Source organism: Pseudomonas rhodesiae (assembly GCF_007858255.1).
In the GTDB taxonomy this organism is placed as follows: domain Bacteria; phylum Pseudomonadota; class Gammaproteobacteria; order Pseudomonadales; family Pseudomonadaceae; genus Aquipseudomonas; species Aquipseudomonas rhodesiae.
Genome location: NZ_VFEU01000016.1, coordinates 64,015 through 87,729 on the forward strand (window position 1 = coordinate 64,015; position 23,715 = coordinate 87,729).

Here is a 23,715-nt window from a genome sequence, read left to right on the forward strand (position 1 = left end):
CCCCGGTTTTCAAACGTCACTTGAACTCGACAGGGAAGCCAATCGCCGGCTCCGGCAGGTCCACGCCGAACCATTGCTTGAAGGAGGCTTTGTAGGTGGGGAATTCCACACCGGTCATGGCTTCATGCAGTGCCGTATTGACGAAGTTCAGCCAGTCCTGATCGCCGCGTTTGACCGCGCAGGCATAGGTCTGCGGACTCCAAGCGTAGGCCGGGCTGCGGTAGCGGCCGGGGTTTTGCACCATCAAGTATTTGACCGAAGATTGGTCGGTGGCGGCGGCATCGGCGCGCCCGGAGTTCACGGCCTGGTACATCAGGTCAACGCTGTCGTATTGATCGACCTTGGCCTTGGGCAGCGCCTGGTGCACCAACTCTTCGGCGTACACGTTCTGCAGCACGGCGACGGTAACGCCATCGCCAGCGGCCTGCAGGTCGTCGATTTCCTTGTACTTGCTGTTGTTCGGCAGCAGCAGGCCCACACCTTCACGGTAGTAAGGCAAGGTAAACGCCACCTGTTGCGCGCGGCTGGCGGTCACGGTGATGAACTGGCAACTCATGTCGACCTTGTCGGTCAGCAGGTTGGGAATCCGTGCGTCGGAAGATTGCACCACGAACTCGACCTTGCTCGGATCATTGAACAGACCTTTGGCCACGATGCGACCGATATCAATATCGAACCCTTGCAACTTGCCATCCGCTCCCTGGAAGTGCCACGGCGCATTGGTACTGCCTGTACCCACGATCAGATGCCCACGCTTGAGCACATCATCGAGCTTGCTGCCCGCCGCCTGCACAACGCTGGCGACGGAAGCCGATGCGACGAAGAGAAAAACACACGCTTTGAACACGGAAGGTCGGTGATGCATGACAAGCACTCCAGAGGTTGTGTATTCCGCTATACCGGAACTTAGTATGTAACAACGGAATAGACAGCAGAAAGTGTGCCATAGGCGAAAGCGAAAACATACGCTGAAGGGAAATACCATGCAGATCAGTCACATAGCTCTGCAGCGTTATGCGGCGATGAGCCAGCATTTGCAGCTGGAGTGCTACCCGGGGCCCCAGGTTGGGTGAGAACGCCTCAATTGAGGGCGATGGTGGGCGTGGAAAAATGGGCCTGGGGGGCTAGGCTGTGAAGGGGGTGGGGCTGCTTAGGATGAGGGAGTGGTGATGAAGGTCAGGGTTGTAGGTCTGGTAGTTTTTGCGTTGGTGGCCGGGAATGCGTTGGGCAGCGAGGATCGTCGCGCATGCAAGGAGGAGTTGGCCAGACTCAAGGAGTCTTTCGATGCCAATTACACCAGTCAGAACCATCACGATTATCGTCGCGCCAAGGCCTCTCGCGATAACGAGGAATACAGGAAGTGCGCCAACCAGGCACGCAAGGCGCGGGAACGCGCGGAACGGGAGGCTGACCTGTAAAGGTTGACAGTAGACGCGGGAGCGGGCCCGGCTTAGCGTTGGCGAAAACCAGCTCTGTCCAGGAGGTTCACGCCATGGGGTACGCCACCGCAACTATTGCCAATGCCCAGGAATATCAACGGATATTGAACACCAAGCGTCCGGTATTCATTCTATTTGTCTCTGAGCATTGCCCAGCCTGCGTTACGGCCGGGCCGCTATTTGACCGAATTGCCCGACAGTACCCGCGCGTGCGCAGCCTCGTGGTGGATTGCGCGAAGACGCCAAGGCACCCTGATGTAACAGGCACCCCGACGTTGCTGATCTATATGCGCGGTACCTTGATGGAGAAACTCAAGGGCTTCGGGCCCGAGCCCCAGCAACTCAGCGTCGTGCGCAGGACCTTTAAACACTACTCACGCCGCAAGGTTGCAAAACCACTTGCGTCACCCGCCGCTCTTCTACCGCCACCACCGTCAAACGCCACCCTTCATGCTCCAGGCAGTCGCCCACCACGGGTAGACGATCGAGCAGGCTCATCACCAGTCCCGCCAAGGTTTGGTAATCCTCGGTAGCGACCGCGTTGAAGCCGATGCGCTGGCGAACCTGGTGGAGGTTCAGCGCGCCATTGGCGCGAAAGCCTGCGCCTTCCTCGACAATATCCGGCCCTTCAATTTCGCTGGCGTCCGGCAGTTCGCCAGCGATGGACTCAAGAATGTCGGTCATGCTCAGCACCCCCATAAAATCGCCGAATTCGTTGATCACAAAGGCGATATGGGTCGACTGCTGGCGCATTTGCTCCAGCGCGTTGAGGATCGAAAAACTGTCCAACAGGTTGATCGCCCGGCGCGCCAAGTGCTCCAGGTTCGGCTCGTTACCGGCCAGGTATTCCTTGAGCAATTCCTTTTTGTGTACGAAGCCTAAGGGCTCATCAACGGCACCGTTGCGGATTAACGGCAGCCGCGAGTAGGACGAATGCATCAGTTTCAGGCGAATCGTCTCGAGATCGTCCGCCAGGTCGATAAAGTCGACCTTCGCCCTCGGCGTCATCAAGCTGCGGATCGGTCGCTCGGCCAGCTGCAGCACGCCGCTGATCATCACCCGCTCACGGCGGTCAAACAGCGGGCCTTGCGCTGCATCGGGCTCGCCCAGCAGATCGACCACCTCTTCACCCACCTCTTCCACCGCCAGGCTGCGTCCGCCCAACAGGCGCATGACCGCATGGGCAGTGCGCTCACGCACCGGCAGCACGCCTTGGGCCGACTTCTTGCGACGGGCACGGGCAACCTGGTTGAACACCTCGATCAAAATCGAGAAACCGATGGCCGCATACAGGTAGCCCTTCGGAATATGGAAGCCCAGGCCTTCGGCGGTCAGGGCAAAGCCGATCATCATCAGGAAGCCCAGACACAGCATGATCACCGTAGGGTGAGCGTTGACGAAGCGAGTCAACGGCTTGCTCGCGACAATCATCAACCCGATGGAAATGATCACCGCGATCATCATCACCGCCAGTTCGTCCACCATGCCCACGGCGGTAATCACCGCGTCCAGGGAGAACACCGCATCGAGCACGACGATCTGCGCCACAATCGGCCAGAACAGTGCATATGCCGCGGTACCCGAACGTTGCGCCACGTGACCCTCAAGGCGTTCATGCAATTCCATGGTGGCCTTGAACAGCAGGAACACGCCGCCGAACAGCATGATCAAGTCACGGCCCGAGAAGCTCTTGTCGAACACCTCGAACAGCGGCTGGGTCAGCGTCACCAGCCAGGAAATACTCGCCAGCAGGCCCAGGCGCATCAGCAAGGCCAGGGACAAACCGATCAACCGCGCCCGATCACGCTGCTCCGGCGGCAGCTTATCCGCCAAAATCGCAATAAACACCAGGTTGTCGATACCCAGTACCAATTCCAGCACAATCAAGGTCAACAAGCCGAGCCAGGCCGTTGGATCCGCTAACCATTCCATTTATAAAGTCTCTTGGTTGAATTCAGAATGCCGGACACGGCAACGCGCGGTCGTAGGACCGGCACAAGATCAGCAATCGAAAAACGGGATGTTTCAGCGGGAACGGCAGCAATAAACGTCTTGGGGAAAGACGACTGGGGGGCTCCGAGAGGGTATTCATGCAAGTCCTGCAATGAGAAAAGGACTTAAATCCTACATTCGAAACATGAATTTCCCACAACGCAAAATCATTACAAAATCTGTACCCGAAGCGTAAACCCTGTGAGACGCGGACTTACCCCGATGGCCGCTCTTCAAGTTCGCATAGGTTGATTGATACACCGCTATCGGGGCATAGGCATCTACTTACCCTGCGATGAAAACAAACCTGAAAAAATGCGCTCTTTGGGGTGAACGGGCTTGCCCTGCGCTGGGCTGCAAAGCCGCACCCGGGGCAAGCGCTTCGGTGTGCGAAATAAACCCTATTTTTTGGAGAGGGCTGCTTCGCAGCCCAGCGCAGGGCAAGCCTGCTCACCACGGCGTTTTGCATCAGCCTTTAGATACTTACGGCTATCGGGAGCAAGCCACCGCTCCCACATTGGTGTTACCAGAAGCGCTGCTGAGTCAACCGGCTCCACCACGTCAACAACACGCGGTCCACCGAACCACTGGCCGCCAGGCCAACGCGTTCCTGCAAGCTCTTGCGCTCGGCATAGTGCAGGTGAAATACCTCGGCCGTCTTGGCCTTGGTCGCCAGGTATTCATCGCTGGTCTGCAACTCATCAACCAACTGTTTATCCAGCGCGGCCACACCCAACCACACCTCACCGGTCGCCACTTCATCGATGGCCAACTGCGGGCGATAACGCGAAACAAAGTTCTTGAACAGTTGATGGGTGATGTCCAGGTCTTCCTGGAATTTCTCCCGCCCCTTCTCGGTATTTTCGCCAAACACCGTGAGGGTGCGCTTGTACTCGCCGGCGGTGAGCACTTCGAAGTCGATATCGTGCTTTTTCAGCAGGCGGTTGACGTTGGGCAACTGCGCCACCACACCGATGGAACCCAGGATGGCAAAGGGCGCGCTGATGATCTTCTCGCCAATGCACGCCATCATGTAGCCGCCGCTGGCTGCCACCTTATCGATGCACACGGTCAACGGCACGCCGGCCTGGCGGATACGCGCCAGTTGCGACGAAGCCAGGCCATAGCTGTGCACCATGCCGCCGCCGCTTTCCAGGCGCAGCACCACCTCATCCTTGGGCGTGGCCAGGCTGAGCAATGCGGTGATTTCATGGCGCAGACTCTCGGTGGCCGAGGCTTTGATGTCGCCGTCAAAGTCCAGCACGAACACCCGTGGCTTGGCCTCGGCTTTCTGTTTGCCCTTCTTCTTTTCGGCCTTGCCCTCGGATTTTCGCAGGGCCTTGAGCTGATCCTTGTCGAGCAGGGTCGACTCCAGGCGCTCACGCAGCTCCTTGTAAAAATCGTTGAGTTTGCTGACCTGCAATTGGCCGGCGGACTTGCGCCGCCCCTTGCTGCGCAGCGCCGCGAAGCTGATCAGCACCACCAGAATGGCGACCACCAGGGTGACGGTTTTAGCTAGAAAACTTGCGTACTCGGCAAGAAACTCCATAAGACACCTATGAGGCTCGAAAGCCGCAGTCTACGGGGATTGTCGCCACCGTGTCTAACACTGTTAACCCGGCCAATATCCTACAAAAATAGCGACAAAGTCCTACTTGCGTAGTTCGATTCCCACATCATTTTCAGACCCGAAGCCCAGCAAATACGGGAGAAAACGACTTTAAACTCGGCGTTGAACACACCCACACAGGAGCGACGCCGATGCGCCCCCAGCACCTCGATACCCGCGCCTGGCTGCTCATGGCGCTGTGCATCGCGTCGAGCGCCAGCCTCCCTGGCGTGGCAGCCTCCGCACAGCTCAACCCGGTCGACCTGCGTGCGCAAGAGTTCGAGCGTCGAACCCGCGAGCAACTGGAACGCGAGCAGCGCCTGCGCCTGCTTGAGCGTGAGGCCACCGTGCAATCGGAGCCCGCCGCCCCGCTCCCGCAATCGTCCGCCACCGAACCGTGCTGGCAGATACGCGGCCTGCGCCTGACGGGCAATACCCTGCTCGAGCCGGCGCGCCTGCGCACGGTGCTGCAATCCCACCTCAGCGCGTGCATGGGCGCGTCGCCTATCAACCAATTGTTGGCGGCACTGACCGCGCTGTACGTCGAGGCCGGCTATATCACCACTCGCCCCTACCTGAAACAGCCTCCCGAAGATGGCCAGCGCCTCGACATCGTCATCGAAGAAGGCTACCTCGAAAGCATCGAACTGGCGGATCCGGACCTACCGGTGTCGTTGCGCGGCGCGTTCCCCGACATGCTGGGCCGGCCGCTGCAACTGCGCGAGCTGGAACAGGGCCTCGATCAGTTGAACCGCCTGCGCTCAGTCGATCTGACGGTGGATGTACTCCCCGGCCAGCAACCTGGGGCCTCGCACCTGTTGCTGCGCCCGCGCTCGACTGCGCCGCGCCTGAGCAGCAGCGCGAGCTACAACAACCGTGGCACCGAGTCGACAGGAAGGCACACGGCGCTACTCCATCTGGCGTACGACAGCCCGCTGAGCCTGAATGACTTCATCAGTGTCAGCGCCAGTACCTCCCTGGGCGACAGCCACCGCTACAGTCGTTCCCAGGGTATCTACTACACCTTGCCCTACGGTTTCTGGACCCTGGCCTTGAGCGCCAGCCAGGCCCACTACCGTTATGGCATCGCCCTGCCCAGCCAGACCGTCAGCGCCACCGGCCAGGCCCATCAATACGGCCTCGCCCTCAACCGCCTGCTGTGGCGCGATCAGCACACGTTGCTCAATGGCAACCTGCGCCTGAGCACAAAACGCTCGCAAAGCTACATCGCCGATACCTACCTGGCGATCCAGAGCCCGAGCCTGACGGTGGCCGAGGCCAGTCTCAACCTGTTGAAGCTGGCGGACGGCATCTGGAACGCCAATATCAGCTATGCCCAGGGCCTCGACGGCTTGGGCGCCGACCGCGACAGCCGGCGTGAATCCCGGGACTTGCCCCGCGCGCAATTTCATAAATACCGCGTCGACATCGATTACACGCGGCACAACCCTACCGCCGACGGTGTGTGGAACAGCCAACTCGCACTGCAATACAGCCCCGACCCACTGCCGAGCCTGGAACAGTTGCTGATCACCGACCATTACGCGGTGCGCGGCTTCCGCCTCGCTGCGCTGGCCGCCGCCAACGGCGCGGTGTGGCGCAATACCTTGAGCCTGCGCCGACACCTGCTGGGCCAGTTGCAGATCAGCCCGCGCGTGGGGGTGGACCTGGGCTGGAGCCAGTACCTCAAAGGCGCCGATATCCAGCGTGTAGGCGGGGCCAGCGTTGGCCTGGCCTTGAACCACCGCACCTGGCAAGTGGACGTGGATTACCAGCGCGGGCTGTTCGGCCCCGCGCTACCGATCAAGGAACGAGGTTTCTGGCTGATGGAGTTAAGCCTGCACTTATAACGCCTCCCCCAATAACAACAAGAAGGTCAAGCCATGACTAGTCATTGCCGTTTTCCATCGGTTCATCTCAAACCCTCCCACCCCCTGCGTTGGGTGATCTGCAGCCTGCTGTCGATTCACTATGGCCATCAGGCGTTCGCCGCCGATGTGGTGCCGGTGAGCGGCAATGCCCAGCGCTTCACCGTGAAGGATGTACCGGTATTGAACATCGTCGCGCCCAACCCGGCTGGGGTTTCCCACAATCGATTCGTGGACTACAACGTGCAAAGCGCAGGTCTGGTATTGAACAATGCGGTGGCGGCGGGACGCTCGAAACTGGCCGGGCAGTTACCCGCCAATCCGCAGTTCAGCGGCCGGGCGGCCGGCTTGATCCTCAACGAAGTAACCAGCCGCAAGGCCTCCCACATCAACGGCCCGCAGGAAGTGTTCGGGCGCGCAGCCGACTACGTGCTGGCCAACCCCAACGGCATCACAGTCAACGGCGCCAGCTTTATCAATACACCGCGCGCCAGCTTTGTAGTGGGCAGCCCGGAACTGGAGGACGGCAAGCTCAAGCGCCTCACCACCTTCAACAGTGCCAATCCCCTCAACGTGGGCGAGCGAGGCGTTAGCAACAGCGCCGGCGCCCTCGACCTGATCGCTCCACGCATCAGCACCCACGGTACGCTCACCGCACGGGACGATCTCAACATTTTGATCGGGCAGAATCGCCTGCGTTACGCCGACGCCGTCATCGAAAGCAGCGGCCGGGCAAGCGCCCGGCCGGTCGACGCGCAGCTGTTGGGCGCCATGCAGGCCGGACGCATCAACATTATCAGCACCGCCGACGGCGCCGGGGTCAAGATCGCCGCGCCGCTGACAGCGCGCGGCAATCTCAAGGTGACGTCGGCCGGCAACCTGTCCATCTCCGGCAACCCTGAGCCGGTGCGCACCCGCATCAGCAGCACCAACGGCGACGTCGCCCTCGCCGCCCACAACGATCTGACACTGTCGGCGGTTGAGGTGCAGGGTCGTGCCATCGACGCCAGCGCCGGACGCCATCTGCGCCTTGAGGCCAAAACCCGCAAAAGCCAGAGCCAACAGCAAGAGTCCTGGAAAAAGAAGGTGTTGTTCATCACTACCGAAACCTACGACAAGACCACCACCCAGATCGACGTCGAACACGTCGGCACCCAGCTCAAGGCACGCACCGATCTGACGCTCAAGGCCGGTGGCGATCTGCAATTGTCGGCCTCCAGCGCCAGCGCCGGTCGCAACCTGCACGCCACGGCCGGCAGAGACCTGCGCCTTAGCGCTTTGAACGACTCCCAGACCACCCGCGAAACCCTCAACCACCGCAAGGGCCTATGGCGTGGGGATTACGACACCTCGCGCACCACCGAAACCGCCCGCGCCAGCAGCCTGTCAAGCAACGGGGCGATGAGCGTACGCAGCGGCAAGAACCTGACGGTGCTGGGCAGCCAGGTTCAGAGTCAGGGGGACCTGACGATCGAGTCCGGCAAACAGGTCAATGTCGGCGTCACGCGCGCCGCCCAGCAACGCACGCAGAACAACTACGAAGGCGACCTGCTCTCCGGCGCCGTGTTCGGCAAAAACGACAAGGACAACCGCAGCGAAGACCAATCCATCGGCAGCCGCGTCAGTACCCAGGGCACCTTGCGGGTCACCTCCGACGATGTGCTGATTACCGGCAGCCTGGTGCTGGGGCAGCAGGACGCGGTATTGATCAGCAACAGCGGCTCGCTGACGATCGACGGCAGCCAAAGCCTGGTGCACTCGGAAAAGTCGCGCTCCGACAGCAAACTGTTCGGCCTATTCAAGGACCAGACTGACGAGCGGAAAAACGCCAGCAACCTGGTGCGCAGCCAGGTGAAGTCCCAGAGCAACCTGCGCCTGCAAAGCGCCAGTGATCTGAATGTGATCGGCGCGGATGTCGAAGCAAAGGCCGAGTTGAAACTGACTGCCGCGGGCGATATCAACTTGCTAGCGGGCACGAGCCGCGACACCACGGTCACGCAGACCACCCGCAACGGGTTCACCTCTTCCGCCACCGAGACCAAACAAGCGGCGCCCGGCATCAAGGGCTCGAAACAATTTCAAGCCGGGGTCGGCTATAGCCAGGAGCACAACACCACCACCCAGGACAGCCTCACCCATGAAGGCAGCCAACTCAAAGGCGCCACGGTGGACATCACTGCCGAAAATACCGTGCGGGTCAAAGCCTCGGACGTGAGCAGTACCCAGGGCGATTTGAACATCGCCGGCCACGCCATCGAACTGCTCAGCGAAGCCGACACGACCACGCGCGTCAGTGAAACCGATACCTTCGGCCTTGGCCACTTTGTCACCGGCGGCATGGATCGAGCCGGCGGCGGTTACAAGGTCGGCCAGGAAGAGGTGATGACAAGCAGCGCCTCCACCACCGTCAAATCGAGCCATCTGAGCAGCGCCGGCGATCTGAATCTGGTTGCCGACAAGGGCCAGGGCACGCTGTTGACCGAGGCCGCGCAGGTCAAGGCTGACAAAAACCTCACCCTCAGCGCCGGCAGCGTGGAGAACCGCGCGGTCTCCAACAGCACCGTCGAAACCGAGCAGGTCAAGGGCTGGACCGCCAGTATCGGCAGCAACATCGAATACAAAGACCTCACCCGCCCGGTGCAGAAACTGGTCGAAGGGGTGGATCAGAGCAAGTTCTATCAACCCTCGGTGCTCGATGCGATTGAACCACCCAACCTGGGCGTCGACCTGGCCGTCAATGTGCTGAACACCCGCGCCGAGAGCGGAGGCACCACAGCGGTGGTCAGCACCTTCGAAGGTGCCACCGTCAACGTGCAGGTCGCGGGTGCATTGACCGATACCGGCACACGCTACACGGCCACCGAGGGCGGCGTGTCGATCAAGGCCGACAGCCATACCTTCAACGCAGCCGAGAACAGCAGCTGGCAACAGGACAAGGGCACCGACACCGACGTTTCGCTACGGCTGTACACCACCACCGGCCGCGACCTGAATGCGCGGGTTCTGGGCGTAGGCGGCAGTTTCGACCTGGGTAACACCACCCGTACCGCAGTGCCAGGCAGCATCGAGGGCAAACGCGGCATCAGTGTGCAGCTGGGCAGCGACGGCCGCTATGAAGGCAGCCGCTTCGACGCGGGACGCGGTGATTTAAAGATTCAGGCCGCCGGTTCGCTGACCTTCAACCAAGCCCGCGACTGGCAGGGTTCCGGCGAAGGCACCTTGAGCGGTTTCGGCTGGGTTGAACTGGGCAGCAGCCCAGGCACCAGCAAGAAAGCCAACGCGGGCTTCCAGTTGGATAAATCCGACTTGAGCGTCGAAGACTCCCAAGGCCGCGGTGCCGATTTGATCGCCGACGGCGTGATCGAAATCGACGCCGGGCAGGACCTGACCCTGCACGGCGCCAAGGTCGGCACGTCCAACAGCGGCGATATTCGCCTCACCGCCGGAAACCGCTTTGAGTTCCTGGCCGGGGTCGATACCCACACGGCCAATGGCGACGGGATCGGCGGCGGGGCTCGCGTCAGTGCCAAAGCGACCCAGGCTGACACATCCAGCAGCAAAAGCGGCAGCGCCGGTGCCCAGTTCAGCCTGGCTGACATCGACGAACACAGCGTGTTGCAGCGCGGTGGCACGCTCGATAGCGCGGGCACCGTGCGTATCCAGGCCGATCATGTGCGCCTGCAAGGAGTGCAGGGCCAGGCCCAGGCGTTTGAGCTGGCGGCCACCGGCGGCGACTTGGTGCTGGAGTCTGCGGTCTCCAACGAGCACCGCAACAACCGCACTATCGCCGGCGGCCTGGGTGTGAGCGGCACCCGCAGTACGGACCCGGCCAATAACGGTTCCGGCCTGTTCGCGCGCGCCAAGGGCGGCGTGGACCAACTCAGCAGTCAGACCCACGACAATACCCGCCTGCGGGCCGATCGCATTCAACTCGACAGCCGCGGCGACACGCAGTTGCTGGGGGCCACCGTCACGGCGCGCGAAGTCAGCGGCACAATCGACGGCGACTTGGTGGTGCAGAGCCGGCAGGATCAGGTGCAAGGCTTGAAGGTGCAGGTCGACGCGCAATTGACCACGGAAAAGAACCCGGCGGGCGCGGTCGATAAGCTCAGCGTGGCCGGCGGGCCGTGGTCGGGCAAGCTCAAGACCGCCGGAAAGAACCTTTACGAAAAAACGGCCGACAAGGCGCGCACGCTCAAGGACAAGCTGATCAGCAAGGTCGGTGGCTCAACCGCGACCCAGGCTGGTACTGGCGCGGCCACGGGGTCGTCCACGTTGAAGAACCTGCTGTTTCAAAATCCGGCCTACCGCGACACCACACCCACACTGCTGGGGGACTTCAGCTGGTTCAGCAATAACACGGTCGCCGAGGCGTCCGGCATCAACGGCGGCGACGGGGTAACGCTGCATGTGGGCGGCGCAGTCGACCTGACCGGCGCGCGCATCGCCTCCAGCCATGGCCGCGTGGCACTGGGCGAGGCGAAGATCACTGGCCGCGACATTCAAGGCCGCGACACCCGCACGGATTTCTCGCTCAACGCCTCGACCTCGCCCCAGCAACTGGGCACAGCGCTCTACGCAGCGTTCAATAACCCCCGTGACCCGCAAAGCCAGCGCGATGAGCATTTCAACTTGGGCCTGTTGCTTACCGGCGGCCACGATCAAGGCCAACACCTGGTCAGCGGAGTCGATCAATAAGCGCGTTAAAAACATCCAGGCCCCTGTGCACAGGGGCCTTGCTCAGTTGCTCCAACACGCTTTTAAAACAAGCGTATGTTTTTCCATTGACAGCTCCCCGGCATCCTCATAACCTCGCCAGACTTTCAACGTACCGGGTGAACGGACGTGGGCAGCATCTATTTGATTCGACATGGCCAGGCCTCCTTCGGTGCAGACGACTATGACGTGCTGTCCCCCATCGGCGTGGAACAAGCGCAAGTGCTCGGTCGCCACCTGGCGGACATGGGCCTGGTGTTCGACCGCTGCATAGCCGGCGACCTGCGCCGCCAGCAGCACACCGCCACTGCTGCGTTCGATCAATACCGCACCCTCGGCCTGCCGACTCCCACCCTGGAAACCGACAGCGCCTTCAACGAATTCGATGCCGACGCCATCATCCGCGCCCTGCTCCCCGACCTGCTCGACAGCGAGCCCGATGCTTTGGACATCCTGCGCAATGCCGCACAAAACCGCGGCGAGTTCCAACGCATCTTCGCCCTGATCATCGAACGCTGGCTGGCCGGCACCTACGACCCACCGGGGCTGGAAAGCTGGCTGGGGTTTGTCGAGCGCGTCCAAGGCGGCCTGCAGCGTCTGCTGGAAGCAGCCGAAAACACCCACAAAATCGCCGTGTTCACCTCCGGCGGCACCATCACCGCCCTGCTCCACCTGATTACCCGCATCCCTGCCGCCCAAGCCTTCGAGCTGAACTGGCAGATTGTGAACACCTCGCTCAACCAGCTGAAATTCCGCGGTCGCGAGGTGGCCCTGGCTTCCTTCAACAGCCATACTCACTTGCAACTGTTGAAGGCGCCGCAGCTCATCACCTTCCGATGAACCGCGGCCAACCGTGACCCCAAGGTCACTGGACTCCACCCTTAAGGATCGAAACCATGACTGACGTAGCCAAAGCTGTAGAAGCAATGAAAGCCAAATTCAACCCAAGCGCTGCCGAAGGCTTGGACCTGGTGTTCGGTTTCCGCATCGACGACACCAAGAACTTCTCCCTGGTGGTCAAAGACAAGACCTGCGAACTCAAAGAAGGCGAAAACCCAGACGCCCAAGTCACCCTGGTGATGGACAGCGACACGCTGGAAGGCATCGTCGACGGCACCACCGACGGCATGCAGGCGTTCATGGGCGGCAAGCTGCGCACCGAAGGCGACATGATGCTGGCGATGAAGCTGAGCGAACTGTTTCCGGCCTGATAAGTCGATGCTCAAAGAATCCCGCCACCCGGCGGGATTTTTCGTTCACCCTGGCGGCCTCCGACTAACCGGATATCGGCCTTATTCCCCTCAAGCCTTCGGCGCAACACTTAATAACAACGCCACCAATGCACTCCACCCGGTTTGGTGTGACGCGCCCAGGCCGCGGCCGGTTTCGCCATGGAAATATTCGTGAAACAACACCAGCTCACGGCTGAGGGGATCAGCCTCCAACTGCGCATACCCCGCCATCGACGGGCGTGACCCGTTTTCATCCAATAGAAACAAGCGAGTCAACCGCTGGCTGAGGCCGTCGGCCACTTCTCCCAGTGACGCCAGATAACCGCTGCCCGCCGGGTACTCCACCGAAAAGTGATCGGCATAATAACGCTCGAATTCGCGCAGCGACTCGATCAGCATGTAGTTGATGGGCATCCACAACGGCCCGCGCCAATTGGAATTACCGCCGTACAGCCGCGAGTCGGATTCACCCGGCTGGTAACGCGCGCACAACGTATCGCCATTTATCTTCAGTGCCAGGGGTTGGTCCGCGAACGCCTTGGATAGTGAGCGCACGCCAAACGTTGAAAGAAACTCGTCGTCAGCCAGCATGCGCCGCAGCAGATCCTTGGTCCGTTCGCCACGCAGCAGCGCCAGCAACAGGCGATTGCCCTGTCCCGGCTCGTTCCAGCGCGATACCAGTGCGGCCAAATCGGGCCGGTGGTGCATAAACCCCAGCAGGCGTTCGCGTAGCCCAGGCAAACCTTCATGCTCGCGTTGCTCCAACACCAGCACGGCAAACAGCGGCATCAGGCCGACGATGGAGCGCAGGCGTACCGGTTCGTTCTGGCCGTCTGGGCGACGCAGCACATCGTAGAAGAACAGGTCCTGCTCATCCCATAGGCCTTCCTCGCTATCGTCGACCCGGTTGATGGCACCGGCGATATACAAGAAATGCTCGAAAAATTTCACCGCAATATCCACATACACGGCATTGCGCTTGGCCAACTCCAGAGCGATACGCATCAAATCCAGCGCATAGGCCGCCACCCACGCCGTGCCGTCGGCCTGATCGAGCTGATAGCCAGGCGGCATCGCCGCCGAGCGATCGAACAGGGCGATGTTATCCAGGCCCAGGAAGCCGCCCTGGAACAGATTGCGCCCCTCAGCGTCCTTGCGGTTGACCCACCAGGAAAAATTCAACAGCAGCTTGTGGAAAATCCGTTCAAGAAAGTCCAAATCACCGATACCGGTCAGCGCCTTGTCCTGCTGATACACGCGCCAACTGGCCCACCCATGGACCGGTGGGTTGGCATCGTCGAAACGCCATTCGTACGCCGGCAATTGGCCGTTGGGATGCATAAAGCGATCTTTGACCAGCAGTAACAACTGGTGCTTGGCATACCCCGGATCAATCAACGCCATGGCAACGGCCTGGAACCCTTGGTCCCAGGAGGCATACCAGGGGTATTCCCAAGTGTCGGGCATGGTCAGGATGTCGAAATTGGACAGGTGCCGCCAATGGCTATTGCGCAGGTGCAAACGCTCGGGTGGCGGTGCAGGTTGGGTGGGATCGCCGTCGAGCCATTGGTTGACGTCGAAGTAGTACAGCTGTTTGGACCAAAGCAACCCTGCCAGGGCCTGGCGCTGCACATTGCGCGCGTCTGCGTCGCTGATGCCGTGTTGCAATGCCGCGTAAAAGTCATCCGCTTCCCGGCGGCGCTGTTCGAACAGTTTGCGGGCGTGGACCTGGGGCGCTTCCACGGGGGCGAAGCGCAGGTACAGGGTCTGGCTCGCCAGGCCTGGCAGATCGAGGATGAAACGCGCGGCGACCTTGGTGCCGGCGTCGCGACGAATCGCCGAATGCGCCGCGTTCACCACGTAATCGTTGATGCCATCCTTGAACGGCCCCGATGCTGGCTGCCCGTCGAGGCGAGTGGTGTTGCTCTCGTTTTCACAGAACAGCCACTCCAGCCCGTCGTGGCCCCAGGCGCTGAGCCAGCGATCCGGCAATGCAGGATGACGCGCCAACACCTGCTCGCCGTCCAGGCTCAACCGTGGCTTGGGTGCATCGAAGGTCCAGCTCCAGTCATTGCGCGCCCACAACTGAGGCAGCACCTGCAGGCGCGTCGGCTGCGGCGAGCGGTTATGCACGATGACGCGCATGAAAATATCGTCTGGCTGGTGCTTGGCGTATTCGACGCTGACATCGCAATAACGGTTGTCCTCGAACACCCCGGTATCGAGGATTTCATACTCGGCATCGCCCAAGCCTCGTCGGGCGCTCTCGGCGACCAAATCATCATAGGGGAACGCTGCATGCGGGTACTTGTAGAGCATGCGCATGTAGGCATGACTCGGCACGCCATCGACGAAGAAGTACAGTTCCTTGACGTCCTCCCCGTGGTTGCCTTCAGCGTTGTTCAGGCCGAAAAGACGCTCCTTGATGATCGGGTCGCGCTCGTTCCATAGCGCCAGGCCCAGGCACCAATGCTGCGCCTTGTCGCTGAACCCGGCCAGACCATCTTCGCCCCAGCGATAAGCGCGGCTACGTGCGTGATCATGGGGAAAGAAGCGCCAGGCATCGCCGTCGGCACTGTAGTCCTCTCGTACCGTGCCCCACTGGCGCTCACTTAAATACGGGCCCCACACGCGCCAGGCATCGGCGCCCTCACCCACCAGGCGCTGGCCCTCGATCGTTTGCAGAATAGATGCGGTCATCCAACCCTCCATCAGGCACTGGTTGGCGGCCAGTGTAGAACCCATCCCCGTATCAATGCACATGAACTCGGTTTTACCTTGACTCATTCGTTTGCAGAATGAAGTCCAGAGGATTCTTCGTTTGCAAGCCGTCTCGGGGCTCAACAAAATCCGGGCAACGGCCACGCCCTCTTTCATTGTCATCAGGAATTTTTCTATGCCAGCCAGCGCCCAAGTCAGCCCCGACGAGATCCGCAAGGGTTTTTCCAAGGCCATGTCCGAGATGTACCGCGCTGAAGTCCCGCTGTATGGCGCGCTGATGGAGCTGGTGGCGCAGGTCAACGCGCAGACGCTGGAGGCTGATCCGCGGCTGGCACAGCACCTGCAGCGCACCGGCGAGATCCAACGCCTGGATATGGAACGCCACGGCGCGATTCGCCTGGGCACGGCTGCCGAGCTGGCAACCATCCGCCGTTTGTTCGCGGTTATGGGCATGCAGCCAGTGGGCTATTACGACCTGACGCCGGCGGGCGTGCCGGTGCACTCCACGGCATTTCGTGCGGTGCATGAAAGCGCGCTGCAAACCAGCCCGTTCCGCGTGTTCACCTCGCTGCTGCGCCTGGAACTGATCGAAAATCCCGACCTGCGCGCCTTCGCCGAAAACGCCTTGGCCAAGCGCTCGATCTTCACCCCGGGCGCCCTGGCGCTGATCGAACAAGCGGAGCGAGACGGTGGCCTGAACGCCGAGGATGCCGACGAATTTATCCGACAAGCCCTGGAAACCTTCCGCTGGCACCACACCGCGACCGTCACCGCCGCGCAGTACCAGCAACTCAGTGACCAACACCGCCTGATCGCCGACGTGGTGGCCTTCAAAGGCCCGCATATCAACCATCTCACTCCGCGCACGCTGGACATCGACCAGGTGCAAGCGGCGATGCCCGGCAAAGGCATCACACCCAAGGCCGTCATCGAAGGCCCGCCACCCCGCCAGTGTCCGATCCTGCTGCGCCAGACCAGCTTCAAAGCCCTCGACGAACCCATCGCGTTCACCGACGCCCAAGGCAGCCACAGCGCACGTTTCGGCGAAATCGAGCAACGCGGCGTCGCACTCACGCCCAAGGGCCGCGCGCTGTATGACCGACTGCTGAACGCCGCCCGCGATGAACTGGGGGCGTTCCCCAACGAGGCGAACGCCGCGCGCTATGGTCAACTGATGGCGCACCATTTCCAGGCGTTCCCCGACACCTACGCGCAACTACGCGAACAGGGCCTGGCCTACTTCCGCTACTTAGCCACTGCCCAAGGCCTGGCGGCACGCGGCAACCCCGCACAACCCCGCACCCTGCCGGAGCTGATCGACGCAGGCCATATCGATGTGGAACCGCTGGTGTACGAGGACTTTCTGCCGGTCAGCGCGGCGGGGATCTTCCAGTCAAACCTGGGGGACGCTGCGCAAAGCCACTACACAACCAACTCAAACCAGGCTGAATTCGAAAAAGCCCTCGGCAGCCCGACGATTGATGAATTGAAGTTGTATGGGGAGACACAACAGCGGTCGGTGGATGAGTGTATGCGGGAGTTGCTGGGCTGATTTAGTTGCTCGCCTCTGGAACTCTTCGAACTCTAAATTTTTGCTATCCCGCTTGGCCATGAGAAAGGGACTACATGATTTTAGGACCCTCACAATTTGATAAATTTTCTATACGGGACGAAGCTCAAAACACAGCACTCATCGTTCCGGATAGAAAAAACCATGGAAGCGTTGAAAAAAATTATAGTTGTAGGAGCGGGTCATATGGGCAGCGCCATCGCACTTGGATTGCGACGCGCCAACCCAGAAAGCTCGATATTAGCAATTGAACCCGATGCCGTTCGCCGAGCGTCAATCATCAATGGCGGCATCACTGCGATAGAAATATTGCCAAACCCCATTGCGTCGGAGGTTTTATTCCTAGCAACGACACCTCAAGACTTTTCAAGTTTCTTGGAAATAAACCCTCATATAAAAAAATACAAAGGCATCATAATTTCAGTGATGGCCGGGACGTGTATATCCGAACTTACAGACCGATTGAATTGCTCACAGGTATTTCGTGCAATGCCAAATCTTGCTTGTGCCGAGAATGAAGGCGTCACGATTGTATTGGCAGCAGCTTCTGTAACCCAGAGCAATAGTAAAAAAGTCAAAAATCTTCTTTCGGGGCTTGGCTTACTACTTTTCATTCAAAACGAAAAGCTGATGCATAGCGCCACTGCTTTAGTCGGGGGCGGGCCGGCATACCTTTCATTTTTTGCAGCAGCCCTTTACGAGTACGCAATTAGTAGCGGTTTCGAAAAAGCAAGCGCTCTGCTAATTACAGCTCAATTAATGAGCGGCACCTCCAGACTACTAAAACTAGCTCAGGACGATCCAATTAAGCTCTGCGAAAGAGTGATGACACCTGGGGGAACTACACAACAAGCAGTTAACATTTTCGAAAAAAACCAGATTAAAAAAACTATTATCGATGGATTGAAGACTGCTTGCGCGCGATCAGCGACCCTGGGAAGGAGCACGTAAAAATGCAAGGACTTCTTGATCATAATGAAACAGCCGCCAAAAAACACTTAAGCACTGAACATATCGAGAACAAATACAAAATTTATTTTGGCTTGGGGCTGTGTATAAACCTAACTCATGCACCTAAAGTTTTCAAAGTAAGCCCAGCCGGAATAAAGCTTGGAGACTACTTGGTGCGCTCATTAGACTCTAGTGCTTTTAGGCAAAGCTTTTTAGATCTTGGTACGGGCACCGGTGTTCACGCACTTTTAATGCGTAAACTCGGCAACAATGACATCATCGCTACGGACATATCCGAAATATCAATAAAACAAGCAAAATTTCATGAAAACTTAAACTTTAAAAACAACAAAATAGAATTCCATACTGGGGATTTATTCGAAGACCTATCTGAGAGACGGTTTCAAACAATAGTTTTCAACCCTCCCGGATGGCGAACACCTTCACAGGCTCTGATTAATAAATTAAGAAAAGCAGACCCAGCAACAGAATTACCCATTCAAGCCATGTTTTATGGGGATGAGGTAGTATCACGTTTTCTTGAGCAGCTCCCCGCCCACCTTAACTCCAAAGGAAAAGCAATTATAGGGCTCAATTCTTTGATCGGAATACAGGACGTACTTTCCAGGTACATTCAAAAACACCGAGGTACGCCTCCACTAGCCTACAAGCTAATAGAACGACATACAATTCCGCTTCTCTATTACTCAAATGGCTGGCAATCCATTGAAAAAAGTTTAAAAGAGGAGTTCGAAAAATGGTCTAAACAAGACTTAGCCGCTTACTCCACAGACGTACACGGGAATATATTTTGGTCCTATGAAATCATCGAGCTTTACCATCGTGCGACCTAAACATGTTAGCAAAACACGCTTCCCGTCAAAGTTATTACTTAGCAATATTCTTTTCAGGCATAGCAAATTTTTTGCTTGGAGCCTCCGCTCTCTACTGGAAAGAATTTAGCGAAGTTCCAACTGTAACACTGGTAGCATACAGGATAGTATTATCAACTATTATCCTTGCCGCGCTGCTTTTCATCCCAAGCAACCTCAAAAAAATAAAAAAACTAACAAAGAAGTCAATAACTATACATTTTTTCGCTTCTTTCCTCGTTGCTATAAATTGGGGAACTTTCATATGGGCGTCCATAAATGGATTCGTGCTGGAGAGCGGGCTTGGATACTTGCTGGCTCCGTTCATCTCCATCGGATTAAGCCTTTTAGTTTTCAATGATCAGATAAGCCGCAACAAAGCGTGGTCAATTTCGATTGCATTAATTTCGATCATTATTCTTATATTTTGGAGTGAAAACCTCAGCCATTTTACTTATTTAATAATCGCTTTCACATGGGGCTCCTACACATACATAAAGAAGACCACCATTTTGAACGCCTTAAGCGGTTTATTTTTAGAAACGTTTTTCCTAAGCTTGTGCTTAGCATTAGCCGTATGGCTATTGAGTCTTCCGATTATTCTACCTAGCAGACTTCCCGAAGGTACAAATCAACTAATCTGGCTCGCTGGCATCGTATCTGTGACGCCCTTGTTGATGTTTTCTTTTTCTTCAGGAAAAATCCCATTATCGCTGACTGGGCTTATGCAGTTTATTTTACCGCTAACACTTCTTTCCATTGGGCTGCTTTTCGGTAATCCCGAAACACCCAACACATCACAAATAATGATTATTACAATAACAAGCATACTATTGATCCTTATCGCTTACGACACGCTTGTCACTCGCGGACCAGATAAATGAGGATTAAAAAAGTGAACAACCATTATGACGTCATTGTTATTGGCCTTGGAATCATGGGTGCAGCAACATTATGGAGGTCGCCGAAAAATTCATCGAAAATAATGGGTATTGATGCTTCAAGTCCGACTTATAGCAGAGGATCTTCCCAAGGAGCATCGAGAATTTTCAGGCAAGCTTACTGGAAAGGTTGCAAGTACCTTCCATTACTTAGGCAGGCAAATCTATTATGGAATGAACTTGAACAAACAAGTCAGATGCAACTAATTGTTAGAACTGGAGGAATTTTTATTGGGCATGAGCACAGCCGCCTAGTAGCAGGAAGTATTAACACTGCCATGGAGGGAAGCGTCGATCATAAAATATGGACAGGATTGAAGATAAAAAATAATTTTCCAGCCTTCAATATATCAGAGCAAATGAAGGGCGTATTCGAACCAGGCGCATATGCAATATCGGCCAGCAATGCTAGATCGTGTATGCTAAATCAGGCGGTTAAGTCTGGCGCCACCGCTGTTTTTGGTGACTGCGTTACTGCAATCGAAAACCATAAGCGGGGAGTACTTGTCAAAACGAGACGTGGACAGATTTATGTTGCCAAATCAGTTATCGTTACGACCGGCCCATGGATTGCGAAATATTTGATGCCTGAACTGAACCACCTGTTAGATCCGCGCCAAGTTCCAGTGTATTGGTTCAAGCCGAAAAACTCGTCAAAGCAACTCTTCTCGGCTGATCATTTCCCGGTGTTCTTATACGAACGTCAGGACGGAAGCCTTCTTTATGGCTTGCCGTCAATTTGCAACTCCGAACCTGGCGTAAAAATTGGTTTTCACAATCGACAGCAAACCTCTGAAAATCCTCAATGGAAAAGCGTACCAGTACAAGATAATTACATAAATGATATATCTGAAGCTGTTAGCTTGATATTTCCGGAGCTGGAGAAAAAACCCATATGCGCAATAAATTGTTATTACACGATGAGCATTGACGAATCTTTTCTCATAGATCGATCCCAAATAATGGAATCCGTATATTTCGCATCCGTTTGTTCTGGGCATGGCTTCAAATTCGCGCCAGCCATTGGCGATGCTTTAGCCAATATGGCTTTTGAACGACAATGTGCTGTGCCACTTTCAGAGTTCGGAGTGCAACGCTTCAATTCAATATCATGCAAATTCTAAACCCCACACGCGCCAGCAAACTTATCATTGCTTTTTATGGTGCAAACAAGCTGCTCGCAAATAGCCTGAGGACGCGGCGCCGAAACAGATGCGCTACGTCATCATTAGCGCTTTTCGCAAGCTAGCTTGCTCATATTTGGCATTAGCCCAACTGCGCCACAATCTTATCTTTGACCAACAAGCGTTTTTTCTTCAGTTTCTCCACGTCTTCATCGCTGGCACTTGCTCCTTCGGCCTTTACCACTTCCGCGTCGGCGACGTCGTATTGGTCGAGCAGCGAATCCAGGCGTTTGTCACTTGCCCTGCGTTCGTGAACGGCCTCCTTGCTCAACCCCAAATCCTGATACAGGTCGTGTTTCACTGGCATGGCGTACCTCCGCATGTTGATCAATGGCTTACGCCTTTGAAGCTAGACCATTCCCATGGGCTTTGTCATGTCCGGGATTGATCTTGCCCCGTTCGTCGCGGCAGGTGAGATGAGATCAAACCTTTTGCGCCGCCCTGCCCTCCACTGCAGATCGCAACCCGAGGGAGACCGGTTCATGACTCATCCAGCCACTGCTGTCGACACTCAATGCATCAACACCCTGCGGACCCTGGCGATGGATGCCGTGCAGAAGGCCAATTCCGGCCATCCCGGCACGCCCATGGGCCTGGCACCGGTGGGGTATACGCTGTGGAGCCGGTTTCTGCGCTACCACCCGGAGCAGCCTGATTGGCCTAACCGAGATCGCTTTGTGTTGTCGGTGGGGCATGCCTCGATGCTGTTGTATTCGCTACTGCACTTGGCCGGCGTGGTGGAGGTTGATGCCCACGGTCAGCGCACCGGCCAGCCGGCGATCAGCCTGGACGATATCAAGCAGTTCCGCCAAGCCGACTCGAAGACGCCAGGGCACCCGGAATACCGCATGACCACCGGTGTCGAGACCACCACCGGCCCGCTGGGCCAGGGGTGCGCCAATAGCGTCGGCATGGCCATGGCCGAGCGTTGGCTGGGTGAGCGTTTCAATCGCGACGGCCAGGTGCTGTTCGACTACAACGTCTACACCCTGTGCGGCGACGGCGACATGATGGAAGGCATCAGCAGCGAGGCCGCATCCATGGCCGGCCACCTGAAGCTGGATAACCTGTGCTGGATCTACGACAACAACACCATCAGCATCGAAGGCCATACTGAGCTGGCGTTCAGCGAGGACGTGATCAAGCGCTTCCAGGCCTATGGCTGGCACACGCTGCATGTCACCGACGCCAACGATCTGGGCGCCTTGAGCCAGGCGCTGCAAGCGTTTCAGGCCAATACCGGGGCGCCTACCCTGATCGTGGTCGACAGCGTGATCGGCTATGGCTCGCCCCATAAGCACAACACCGCCGCTGCCCATGGCGAACCCTTGGGCGATGAAGAAATTCGCCTGACCAAGGCCGCCTATGGCTGGCCCGAGGATGCCCAGTTCCTGGTGCCCGATGCCGCACGCACGGCATTGCGCGATGCGCTGTATGAGCGGGCCGAACCGTTGTTCCAACAATGGAATCAGACCCTGGCCAGCCTGGACCCACACCGTGCCGACGAACTGCGGCGCATGCGCGCCGGCGAGATGCCTGCGCACTGGCAAGACGAATTGCCATCCTTTGAAACGGACGCCAAGGGCGTCGCCAGCCGCGCTTCCGGTGGCGAAGTACTGAATGCCTTCGCCCGACAAATCCCCTGGCTGCTCGGCGGTTCGGCGGACCTGTCGCCGTCGACCAAGACCAACCTCACGTTCGACGGCGCCGGGCGTTTCAGCGCCGACGACTACAGCGGGCGCAACCTGCATTTCGGCATCCGCGAGCACGCCATGGGCGCGATCGCCAACGGTCTGGCGTTGTCTTACCTGCGGCCCTACACCTCCACCTTCCTGGTGTTCAGCGACTACATGAAGCCGCCGATCCGCCTGGCGGCAATCATGGAGCTGCCGGTGGTGTTCGTGTTTACCCATGACTCGATCGGCGTGGGTGAAGATGGGCCGACGCACCAACCCATCGAACACCTCACCCAACTGCGCGCCACCCCAGGGCTGTTGACCCTGCGCCCGGGCGACGCCAATGAAACCCTGGAATTATGGCGGGTCGCCCTTGCACAGACCCACCGGCCCAGCTGCCTGGTGCTGTCGCGCCAACCGTTGCCGACGCTTGACCGCACGCGCTATGCGGCGGCCTGTGGTGCGGCCAAGGGCGCCTATGTGCTGGCGGCGGCTGACCAGCCTGAGGTGATCCTGATAGCCACCGGCAGCGAGGTCAGCCTGGCCGTGGACGCCTATGAACAGCTCAAGGCTGAAGGGATTGCCGCGCAGGTGGTGTCGATGCCCAGCTGGGAGCTGTTTGAAGACCAGGACCAGGCCTACCGCGACAGCGTATTACCGCCTGCCGTGAAGGCACGCGTGGTGATCGAACAGGCCGGCCCTCTGGGTTGGGACCGTTACGTCGGCCAGACGGGCGCCAAAGTGGTGATGAACAGCTTCGGCGCCTCGGCTCCATTGGCCAAATTGCAGGAGAAGTTCGGGTTCACGGTTGAGCATGTGGTGAAACAGGCCAAGGCTCAGATCGACCTTAACCAGCACTGATCAAAACCTGTGGGAGGGGGGCTTGCCCCCGATAGCGATGGGTCAGCGACAAATGGGCTGACTGACCCGCTGCCATCGGGGGC

The 23,715-nt window shown here is 58.1% G+C and carries 16 protein-coding genes and 1 pseudogene; 12 read left to right on the forward strand and 5 right to left on the reverse strand.

What is annotated here, in order from left to right; translation table 11 throughout:
* Positions 1 to 16: 16 nt before the first annotated feature.
* Complete coding sequence (locus FIV35_RS20630) at positions 17 to 865, reverse strand: transporter substrate-binding protein (protein WP_034138405.1); 849 nt, start codon at positions 863 to 865, stop codon at positions 17 to 19.
* Positions 866 to 1,169: 304 nt separating this feature from the next.
* Between FIV35_RS20630 and FIV35_RS20635 the strand changes: the two genes are divergently transcribed.
* Positions 1,170 to 1,418, forward strand: coding sequence for a hypothetical protein (locus FIV35_RS20635; RefSeq protein ID WP_034138406.1), 249 nt, complete (start codon positions 1,170 to 1,172; stop codon positions 1,416 to 1,418).
* Between the two features lie 74 nt (positions 1,419 to 1,492).
* Positions 1,493 to 1,750: pseudogene (locus FIV35_RS20640) on the forward strand (thioredoxin family protein); the annotation flags it as partial.
* 52 nt (positions 1,751 to 1,802) lie between these two features.
* On the opposite strand, the gene FIV35_RS20645 reads toward FIV35_RS20640, so the two are convergent.
* Positions 1,803 to 3,371, reverse strand: coding sequence for a TerC family protein (locus tag FIV35_RS20645; protein ID WP_034138407.1), 1,569 nt, complete (start codon positions 3,369 to 3,371; stop codon positions 1,803 to 1,805).
* A 583-nt stretch (positions 3,372 to 3,954) separates the two neighbouring features.
* Positions 3,955 to 4,980, reverse strand: a complete 1,026-nt coding sequence (gene sohB, locus FIV35_RS20650) for a protease SohB (protein ID WP_034138408.1) — start codon at positions 4,978 to 4,980, stop codon at positions 3,955 to 3,957.
* A gap of 212 nt (positions 4,981 to 5,192) precedes the next feature.
* On the opposite strand from sohB, the gene FIV35_RS20655 reads away from it, so the two are divergent.
* From FIV35_RS20655 to FIV35_RS20670, 4 genes are all read left to right on the forward strand, one after another.
* Complete coding sequence (locus FIV35_RS20655) at positions 5,193 to 6,890, forward strand: ShlB/FhaC/HecB family hemolysin secretion/activation protein (protein WP_080761445.1); 1,698 nt, start codon at positions 5,193 to 5,195, stop codon at positions 6,888 to 6,890.
* A 33-nt stretch (positions 6,891 to 6,923) separates the two neighbouring features.
* Complete coding sequence (locus tag FIV35_RS20660; protein ID WP_052198966.1) at positions 6,924 to 11,606, forward strand: hemagglutinin repeat-containing protein; 4,683 nt, start codon at positions 6,924 to 6,926, stop codon at positions 11,604 to 11,606.
* 147 nt (positions 11,607 to 11,753) lie between these two features.
* The gene (locus FIV35_RS20665) at positions 11,754 to 12,464 is read left to right on the forward strand and encodes a histidine phosphatase family protein (protein ID WP_034098340.1); all 711 of its coding nucleotides are present in this window, start codon (positions 11,754 to 11,756) and stop codon (positions 12,462 to 12,464) included.
* Positions 12,465 to 12,520: 56 nt separating this feature from the next.
* Positions 12,521 to 12,835, forward strand: a complete 315-nt coding sequence (locus FIV35_RS20670) for an SCP2 sterol-binding domain-containing protein (protein WP_034098342.1) — start codon at positions 12,521 to 12,523, stop codon at positions 12,833 to 12,835.
* 90 nt (positions 12,836 to 12,925) lie between these two features.
* On the opposite strand, the gene FIV35_RS20675 is transcribed toward FIV35_RS20670, so the two are convergent.
* On the reverse strand, positions 12,926 to 15,556 hold the full coding sequence (locus tag FIV35_RS20675; protein ID WP_173668938.1) for an MGH1-like glycoside hydrolase domain-containing protein: 2,631 nt from the start codon (positions 15,554 to 15,556) through the stop codon (positions 12,926 to 12,928).
* Between the two features lie 196 nt (positions 15,557 to 15,752).
* Between FIV35_RS20675 and hglS the strand changes: the two genes are divergently transcribed.
* The 5 genes from hglS (at position 15,753) to solA (ending at position 21,035) form a co-directional block, all read left to right on the forward strand.
* The gene (gene hglS / locus FIV35_RS20680; RefSeq protein ID WP_034138409.1) at positions 15,753 to 17,129 is read left to right on the forward strand and encodes a 2-oxoadipate dioxygenase/decarboxylase HglS; all 1,377 of its coding nucleotides are present in this window, start codon (positions 15,753 to 15,755) and stop codon (positions 17,127 to 17,129) included.
* A gap of 162 nt (positions 17,130 to 17,291) precedes the next feature.
* Complete coding sequence (locus FIV35_RS20685; protein ID WP_080761446.1) at positions 17,292 to 18,098, forward strand: pyrroline-5-carboxylate reductase family protein; 807 nt, start codon at positions 17,292 to 17,294, stop codon at positions 18,096 to 18,098.
* Between the two features lie 2 nt (positions 18,099 to 18,100).
* On the forward strand, positions 18,101 to 18,952 hold the full coding sequence (locus tag FIV35_RS20690) for a methyltransferase (protein ID WP_034138411.1): 852 nt from the start codon (positions 18,101 to 18,103) through the stop codon (positions 18,950 to 18,952).
* Between the two features lie 2 nt (positions 18,953 to 18,954).
* The gene (locus FIV35_RS20695; RefSeq protein WP_034138412.1) at positions 18,955 to 19,854 is read left to right on the forward strand and encodes an EamA family transporter; all 900 of its coding nucleotides are present in this window, start codon (positions 18,955 to 18,957) and stop codon (positions 19,852 to 19,854) included.
* 11 nt (positions 19,855 to 19,865) lie between these two features.
* Positions 19,866 to 21,035, forward strand: coding sequence for an N-methyl-L-tryptophan oxidase (solA, locus tag FIV35_RS20700; RefSeq protein WP_162276699.1), 1,170 nt, complete (start codon positions 19,866 to 19,868; stop codon positions 21,033 to 21,035).
* A 142-nt stretch (positions 21,036 to 21,177) separates the two neighbouring features.
* Here the strand turns inward: solA and FIV35_RS20705 are convergent, their stop codons facing one another.
* Entirely contained in the window at positions 21,178 to 21,402 is a 225-nt protein-coding gene (locus tag FIV35_RS20705) for a DUF465 domain-containing protein (protein ID WP_034098345.1), read from the reverse strand.
* A gap of 175 nt (positions 21,403 to 21,577) precedes the next feature.
* On the opposite strand from FIV35_RS20705, the gene tkt reads away from it, so the two are divergent.
* A complete protein-coding gene (gene tkt, locus FIV35_RS20710) occupies positions 21,578 to 23,632 on the forward strand; it encodes a transketolase (RefSeq protein WP_034138413.1) in 2,055 nt (684 codons plus the stop codon).
* The last annotated feature ends 83 nt before the right edge of the window (positions 23,633 to 23,715 follow it).

Bases quoted from the DNA above. Each gene is read 5' to 3' on its own strand.
- FIV35_RS20630 (WP_034138405.1), bottom strand. From the start codon at position 865: ATGCATCACCGACCTTCCGTGTTCAAAGCGTGTGTTTTTCTCTTCGTC.
- FIV35_RS20635 (WP_034138406.1), top strand. From the start codon at position 1,170: ATGAAGGTCAGGGTTGTAGGTCTGGTAGTTTTTGCGTTGGTGGCCGGG.
- FIV35_RS20645 (WP_034138407.1), bottom strand. From the start codon at position 3,371: ATGGAATGGTTAGCGGATCCAACGGCCTGGCTCGGCTTGTTGACCTTG.
- sohB (WP_034138408.1), bottom strand. From the start codon at position 4,980: ATGGAGTTTCTTGCCGAGTACGCAAGTTTTCTAGCTAAAACCGTCACC.
- FIV35_RS20655 (WP_080761445.1), top strand. From the start codon at position 5,193: ATGCGCCCCCAGCACCTCGATACCCGCGCCTGGCTGCTCATGGCGCTG.
- FIV35_RS20660 (WP_052198966.1), top strand. From the start codon at position 6,924: ATGACTAGTCATTGCCGTTTTCCATCGGTTCATCTCAAACCCTCCCAC.
- FIV35_RS20670 (WP_034098342.1), top strand. From the start codon at position 12,521: ATGACTGACGTAGCCAAAGCTGTAGAAGCAATGAAAGCCAAATTCAAC.
- FIV35_RS20675 (WP_173668938.1), bottom strand. From the start codon at position 15,556: ATGACCGCATCTATTCTGCAAACGATCGAGGGCCAGCGCCTGGTGGGT.
- hglS (WP_034138409.1), top strand. From the start codon at position 15,753: ATGCCAGCCAGCGCCCAAGTCAGCCCCGACGAGATCCGCAAGGGTTTT.
- FIV35_RS20685 (WP_080761446.1), top strand. From the start codon at position 17,292: ATGGAAGCGTTGAAAAAAATTATAGTTGTAGGAGCGGGTCATATGGGC.
- FIV35_RS20690 (WP_034138411.1), top strand. From the start codon at position 18,101: ATGCAAGGACTTCTTGATCATAATGAAACAGCCGCCAAAAAACACTTA.
- FIV35_RS20695 (WP_034138412.1), top strand. From the start codon at position 18,955: ATGTTAGCAAAACACGCTTCCCGTCAAAGTTATTACTTAGCAATATTC.
- FIV35_RS20705 (WP_034098345.1), bottom strand. From the start codon at position 21,402: ATGCCAGTGAAACACGACCTGTATCAGGATTTGGGGTTGAGCAAGGAG.
- tkt (WP_034138413.1), top strand. From the start codon at position 21,578: ATGACTCATCCAGCCACTGCTGTCGACACTCAATGCATCAACACCCTG.